Origin of the sequence: Sphingopyxis sp., from assembly GCF_035250425.1 — a bacterium.
Classification (GTDB): domain Bacteria; phylum Pseudomonadota; class Alphaproteobacteria; order Sphingomonadales; family Sphingomonadaceae; genus Sphingopyxis.
Genome location: NZ_DATFFD010000206.1, coordinates 1 through 3,165, shown reverse-complemented (window position 1 = coordinate 3,165; position 3,165 = coordinate 1). Strand labels below are relative to the sequence as shown.

The following is a 3,165-nucleotide window of genomic DNA, read 5'->3' as shown; positions in this document are numbered from 1 at the left end:
CAACCCATTGGAATGGCTTGCTTCTGGCGGCTGGTCCGTTGCACGAAGCGGCTTACAAGAGGCGCGAACCGACCTCGGCTCGAGCACCAGATGAATGGCTGCTTTCCGGCACAGCCCGATCGGTGCCGGAATGGCCGACATGAGGCGCTAAGCAGCCGATCTTGGCTCGGCAAACAGGTCGCCCACTTCCAAGGGATGCGGTCGAGTCGGACCGACCCATGCGCTCTGCGGGGACACGAGAGGGTGCCCGCCTTGGCACCAAGCCCCTCCGCTGGGACAGCATGGGAAAATAATTTCGCTACGTTATCGAACGTCAGAGAACGACAACGAACGTCGTTGGACGACAGAGCATGATGGCACCATTTTTGGCACTCTTGCGCGGCTTTTAAGGAATCGCCATTCTTTTCCCAAGGGAGCCCAGCAACTGCCAGCCAATGGGATACGCCTCATGTCCAACCCTGAAAAGATCATCCGCCTCCGAACCGTCCTTGCCCGTACCGGACTCTCGCGCTCGACCCTTTATCGCAAGATGGCCGAAGGCACGTTTCCGGCGCGGGTGAAGATCAGCGTCCATGGTGCGGGATGGTATGAATCCGCCATCGACCGCTGGATCGCCGATCCGCCGGGCTACCGCGCCGACAATGATAATCAGCGTGCCGATGGCGAGGTCGGCCATGCGCGAGGATGATGACGCCCGCCGCCGGCAGCGGTGTGTCGCGGCAAACGACAATGAGCCTGTTCGGCGCGCGCGGCAGGTCGATGCCGCGCTCACCCGGATCGCCGAAGCGATCGGGCGGCATATCGCCCGCGAGCACGTCCGGACCCGCGATGCGGCGAACGACAACGAGCCGTGGGCAAAAAATGCACGGCCGCCCGAGCGTTGACCTTAGGGTCGTGGCGCGGGACACTGTCTTACCCGGCTGAGCGGGCGAGCGTCCCGCCAATGCAAAGGAAGATGTCATGATCCGCGCCGCACTCTATGCCCGCTATTCCTCCGACCAGCAGAATGCCGCGTCGATCGTCGATCAGCATAATCTCTGCCGCGAGCGCGCGGAGCGCGAGGGCTGGCAGATTATGGCGACCTATGAAGATGCCGCGATCTCGGGCGCGAGCATGATCCTGCGTCCCGGCATCCAGAAACTGCTAGCCGATGCGCAGGCGGGAAAGTTCGATATCGTTGTCGCCGAAGCACTCGACCGGGTGTCGCGCGATCAAGCCGATGTCGCGACGCTCTACAAGCATCTCCAGTTCGCGCGGGTGCCGCTTGTCACCCTTGCCGAAGGTGAAATCTCCGAGCTGCATGTCGGGCTCAAGGGCACGATGAACGCGCTGTTCCTCAAAGATCTCGCCAAGAAGACCCATCGCGGCCTGCGGGGGCGGGTCGAGAAGGGCTTCTCGGCAGGCGCGGTCGGTTATGGCTACCGGATGGTCCGGCGCCTCAGCAGCGAAGGCGAGTTGGTGCGCGGCGAACGCGAAATCGATCCGGTGCAGGCGCTCGTTATCGAGCGCATCTTTACCGAGTTCGCGGCGGGGAAGAGTCCGGGTGCGATCGCTCGCGACCTTAACGCCGATGGCGTCGCCGGCCCCAAGGGGCTCGCATGGCGCGACACCACGATAAGGGGTGACGTGCGCCGGGGAACAGGCATTCTCAACAACGAGCTTTATGCTGGCGTGCGCGCGTGGAACCACAAGCACAGCGTCAAAGACCCGAGCACCGGCAAGGAGGTCATGCGGCTCAATCCCGAATCCGAATGGCTGAGGAATGAGGTTCCCGACCTCCGCATCGTCAGCGATGCGCTTTGGCAGGCGGTCAAACGCCAGCAGCAGGCGCTGGCCGAGCGTTATACGGCGGTCAAGGAAGCGGCGCAGTCCCGCAGCGCGCAGGGCTTGCGGCGTCCGGCCTATCTGCTCTCGGGCCTCCTCGAATGCGGCACCTGCGGCGGGGCTTATGCCATCGTGGTCGATGACCGCTATGGCTGCGTTGGTCGCCATCGTAGAGGCTCTTGCACCAACAACCGGACGATCCGGCGCGACGAACTCGAGCGTCGGGCGCTCGCGGGCATTGCTGACCGACTGGTATCGGCCGACAAGATCGAAGCGGCGGTCGCTGCCTATGCGGGATACATCAACCGCGAGAACCGCGAGCGGCGCATACAGGCCGACGCCGATCGGCGCGGACTCGCGAGGATCGAGCGCGCGGTAGCCGGGATCATGGCAGCAATCGAAGACGGGCTGTATCAGCCGGCGATGAAAGCGCGCATGGCTGAACTCGACCGCGAGAAAGCCGAAATCACCGCCCGGCTCGCCGAGGCACCCGCCGATGTCCCTGACGTGCATCCCGGCATCGCCGAAATCTACAAGCGCAAAGTCGCGGCGCTGACCGAAACGCTCGAAGACCCGAACACGCAGCTCGACGCTTCAAGCGACATCCGTTCGCTCGTCGGCAAAATCGTGCTGCATCCGGGCACAAAGCGCGGCGAGGTTCATGCCACACTCCACGGCTCGCTCATCGGCATTCTCGACTTCGTGGACGATAACCCGCAACCCCGCGCTACCCGAGTTATAACAAAGGTGTCCCCGGGTTCTCCGGGATGACGATATTATGTTTTAGGCGGCTCCCAAAGCTCGACCGGATTGCCCTCGGGATCGTGCACCCGGGCAAATCGCCCGACAGCGGGGTCGTCCCACTCATCCTTGGTGATCACCTCGTCGCCCGCCGCGCGAAACGGCAGGAGCACCGCGTCGAGATCGTCGACGCGCAGGTTCAGCATATGCTGGCGGTCGGTGGGAAAATAGTCGGTATCGGCCTTGAACGGCGCGAAAACGAGCGGCCCCGCGGCGACGTTCCAGACCCATTGGTTGGGCGGCACGCTGTCGTCGGCGCTGCATCCGCCGCCCACGCCCAGCCGTTCGCGATACCAGGCACTTAGCGCGTCGGGGTCGCGTGCCCGGAAAAACAGTCCGCCGATGCCTTTGACATGTCCCATGATGGCCTCCCTCCCCGTGAAGCGGACAGCCTAGGCGGTTTGTTTCACTGTTTCCATGCTCCGCTGCCGCGGAATTCTTCGCGGATCTGACCCGACTGGTTGAGCCGCGGATCGGCATAGGTCGGCGTGGGCGGGGTCGCGACGGGGGGCGGCGCGATGGGCGCCGCGGGCGTCATCG

Annotated in this window: 4 protein-coding genes; 3 read left to right on the top strand and 1 reads right to left on the bottom strand. The window is 64.0% G+C overall.

The features are described 5' to 3' along the window. Positions 1–448: 448 nt before the first annotated feature. The 3 genes from VJ811_RS12140 to VJ811_RS12130 all read left to right on the top strand — a co-directional run bounded on the left by VJ811_RS12140 (position 449) and on the right by VJ811_RS12130 (position 2,595). Positions 449–688: an AlpA family transcriptional regulator gene (locus VJ811_RS12140; RefSeq protein WP_324072657.1), complete on the top strand. Its 240-nt coding sequence runs from the start codon at positions 449–451 to the stop codon at positions 686–688. After that, positions 675–884, top strand: a complete 210-nt coding sequence (locus tag VJ811_RS12135) for a hypothetical protein (RefSeq protein WP_324072655.1) — start codon at positions 675–677, stop codon at positions 882–884. Before VJ811_RS12140 ends, VJ811_RS12135 begins: the two co-directional genes overlap by 14 nt. Positions 885–960: 76 nt before the next feature. Further along, positions 961–2,595: a recombinase family protein gene (locus VJ811_RS12130; RefSeq protein ID WP_324072653.1), complete on the top strand. Its 1,635-nt coding sequence runs from the start codon at positions 961–963 to the stop codon at positions 2,593–2,595. 5 nt (positions 2,596–2,600) lie between these two features. Here VJ811_RS12130 and VJ811_RS12125 read toward each other — a convergent pair whose 3' ends face one another. After that, positions 2,601–2,987 carry a VOC family protein gene (locus VJ811_RS12125; RefSeq protein ID WP_324072651.1) on the bottom strand — a complete coding sequence of 129 codons (387 nt, stop codon included), beginning with the start codon at positions 2,985–2,987 and terminating at the stop codon, positions 2,601–2,603. Between the last annotated feature and the right edge of the window lie 178 nt (positions 2,988–3,165).

What these genes read in the sequence shown, in the direction of transcription:
- VJ811_RS12140 (WP_324072657.1), top strand. Translation starts at nt 449, where the DNA reads ATGTCCAACCCTGAAAAGATCATCCGCCTCCGAACCGTCCTTGCCCGT.
- VJ811_RS12135 (WP_324072655.1), top strand. Translation starts at nt 675, where the DNA reads ATGCGCGAGGATGATGACGCCCGCCGCCGGCAGCGGTGTGTCGCGGCA.
- VJ811_RS12130 (WP_324072653.1), top strand. Translation starts at nt 961, where the DNA reads ATGATCCGCGCCGCACTCTATGCCCGCTATTCCTCCGACCAGCAGAAT.
- VJ811_RS12125 (WP_324072651.1), bottom strand. Translation starts at nt 2,987, where the DNA reads ATGGGACATGTCAAAGGCATCGGCGGACTGTTTTTCCGGGCACGCGAC.